The organism is Maribacter sp. 4G9, assembly GCF_002742265.1.
GTDB lineage: Bacteria > Bacteroidota > Bacteroidia > Flavobacteriales > Flavobacteriaceae > Maribacter.
Genome location: NZ_MDGL01000027.1, coordinates 1 through 2,432 on the forward strand (window position 1 = coordinate 1; position 2,432 = coordinate 2,432).

Annotated in this window: 3 protein-coding genes and 1 pseudogene; all 4 read right to left on the minus strand. The window is 42.4% G+C overall.

Features of this window, described 5'->3' with window-relative positions:
- Positions 1–223 precede the first annotated feature (223 nt).
- The gene (locus tag BFP75_RS03070) at positions 224–661 is read right to left on the minus strand and encodes a monoheme cytochrome C (protein WP_099543203.1); all 438 of its coding nucleotides are present in this window, start codon (positions 659–661) and stop codon (positions 224–226) included.
- A gap of 17 nt (positions 662–678) precedes the next feature.
- Entirely contained in the window at positions 679–1,899 is a 1,221-nt protein-coding gene (locus BFP75_RS03075; RefSeq protein WP_099543204.1) for a sulfite oxidase, read from the minus strand.
- Positions 1,900–1,949: 50 nt separating this feature from the next.
- Positions 1,950–2,249: a hypothetical protein gene (locus BFP75_RS03080; RefSeq protein ID WP_099543205.1), complete on the minus strand. Its 300-nt coding sequence runs from the start codon at positions 2,247–2,249 to the stop codon at positions 1,950–1,952.
- Between the two features lie 17 nt (positions 2,250–2,266).
- Positions 2,267–2,432, minus strand: a pseudogene (locus tag BFP75_RS03085) (IS5 family transposase); the annotation flags it as partial.

Genomic DNA, 2,432 nt, shown 5'->3' on the forward strand with positions numbered 1-2,432 from the left:
ACCTGTAGCCCCCGTCCCACTTTAGCCAGGCCAGATGCGACAGGCAGCTGTCCGTGTCCGGGAATTTCTCCATAAAGTCGAAAAGGGACATGCTCTTGAATCTTTGCTCCATGTTCTTGATGTTTGTTTCCCCGAATTTACTACTTCTATCGTTATTGATTAAGTACCTAAGTCAAATAATTGAATATGTACTAAAGCAATTTCTCTAAAACATCGAAAAGATTTACTTTGAATCCAAGGGATACCACTCAATATCGGTTAGGGCGGCCCTCCTACCCTTTTTAAAGGTTGGATAGTTTGTAGTAAGATAATCTACGATTATATCTTGATTTTCTCCCAAATCCCAAAGCCCTTGCGTTTCCTGCATCCAACGTATGGTAGCGTTCCACTGCTCCGTGCCCATTCTATTCTGAATGATCAATTTTGAAGAGTGACAGGTAGTGCAATTGGTAATTACTTCGGTAAGTCCTTCCCCCTCCACTAGACCCGTTCTAACATGAATACCGTTGACTATAAGATCTGGATTATTAGCATCGGAATCTGTTAATTCTACCTCCTTGCTATTGGCTTCGGAATCATTTGAAACCCATAAAAAAACACCAAAGAAGACCAATACTAGGGCCGTGACACTAAGATAAATATATAGGGACTTGTTTCTCATTACATTTCGTACCAACCTTACACAACTTTTACCGCAATCCTATGGCATGCATTGTTGAGATACCCTTTGGGGTTCCAGCCAGGTAAAACCATAGGTTGTTTATTTCCTTCACTATCCGTAGCCCTAGCCCAGACCTCATAATAGCCCTTCTTTGGAAATTTAACCAATCTATCAAAGCGTTGCCAAGCCAAACGGTTCGCTGGGGGATTTAAGTTACATGTATGCCAGGAAGCACCAAAATCAATGGAATACTCCATCTTTTGCACTTCAAATTCTCCGGCCCACGCATGGCCCGATATATTAAATACCGTATCCATGGTTATAACGGCACCGGATTTAGGATAGGTTATCAAGGATTTTACGGGCATGGATTCAATGATGCACATATTTTCATCCGGCACTTCTTCACCCGGAGCCACTGTTTCACATGGGACTCTATAAGAATCACCTCCCATTTTTTCCCCATCGTGGATTTTATTTCTAACACTTATCCTATGTATCCACTTACCTGAAACGGAAGCCGGCCAACCTCCTGCAACCAGTCTTATGGGGAAACCGTGGGCCAAAGGAATGTCTTCCCCATTCATCTCAAAAGCCAAGAGGGTTTTATTTTGAAGGGCCTTTGACATGGGAACACCCCTTGAAATGGGCTCTTTGGAGGGGTTTCTGCTTAGATGTATATCGGCACCATGATATCCTATATAAACTGCATCTGATTTGATACCTACATCCTCCAACACATCACGCAATCTCACGCCGGTCCATTCGGCGCAGGATACGGCCCCTACGGTCCATTGGTTGCCCTTGGCAGGCGGGTCGAATTCACTTCTTCCGTTTCCGCCACATTCCAATGTCAATTGATAGGTATACCTTTTGAATTTTGATTTTAAATCCTGTAAGGTATAGGATTTCTCCTGTTTAACAGATTCACCATCAATGGTCAGGACCCAATTCTTGGCATCAATATTCTCAGGAATAATCCCATTATTTCTTATGAACATATACTTGTTGGGAGTGACCGCATCATTGAGAAGATGAGCCCTTGCCTCCATATTCCAAGGCTTATCGTTGAGCAGGACCATTTCAGGGTCCTTGTTGAACATTTTAAATGGATTTGGGTCTTGAAAGGCCAATGGAACATAGTCCCGAGGCATGAAATGCCTAAAAACGATATCGCTCATCACCACGGTGGAAAGGCCACCGAGACCCGCTTTTTTGACAAAATTTCTTCTTTTCAAGATGATTGGATTTGCTCCTAAAGTTACATCTTTTGAAAATTAGTAAGAAATTATACCTCTATCGTTTTTTGTTTCTTGGCCGACTTGTATACGTAGGTATAAAACCACATGATGGTAAACGTGGGTATTACATCCAAACCAGGAATTATTTCTTCAACAAAGGTTATGATACCTGCGGCTTGACCAATTTTTCCCTTGTACATTCGAGTCATGAGCCAACCGGACAATGGGGCCCAAATGACATCGGAAAACTCACCCACGAAAGGAACGGCGAAAGATAGCATTCCTATGGCGTCGAACAGCAGTCCCAGAAACAACTGCCTATACTTTTTATCAGTAGTGTTTGACATGTTATAAATGAAGTGGTTTAAACTTTTATTTTTTTCTTTTTCTTGAATTTTTTCAACGCTATCGCAATGAATGCCAAATAGTTGAATCCTTTCCAGCTTTCGGTGGTCGTATCGAACCTGTTGAGCAGGGAACGGTAGCTGTCCATCCATGCATTCGCCCTTTCCACGGCATATCTTTCATCG

Excerpts from the sequence above, each read along its gene's own strand:
- BFP75_RS03080 (WP_099543205.1), bottom strand. The coding sequence starts at position 2,249 with ATGTCAAACACTACTGATAAAAAGTATAGGCAGTTGTTTCTGGGACTG.
- BFP75_RS03070 (WP_099543203.1), bottom strand. The coding sequence starts at position 661 with ATGAGAAACAAGTCCCTATATATTTATCTTAGTGTCACGGCCCTAGTA.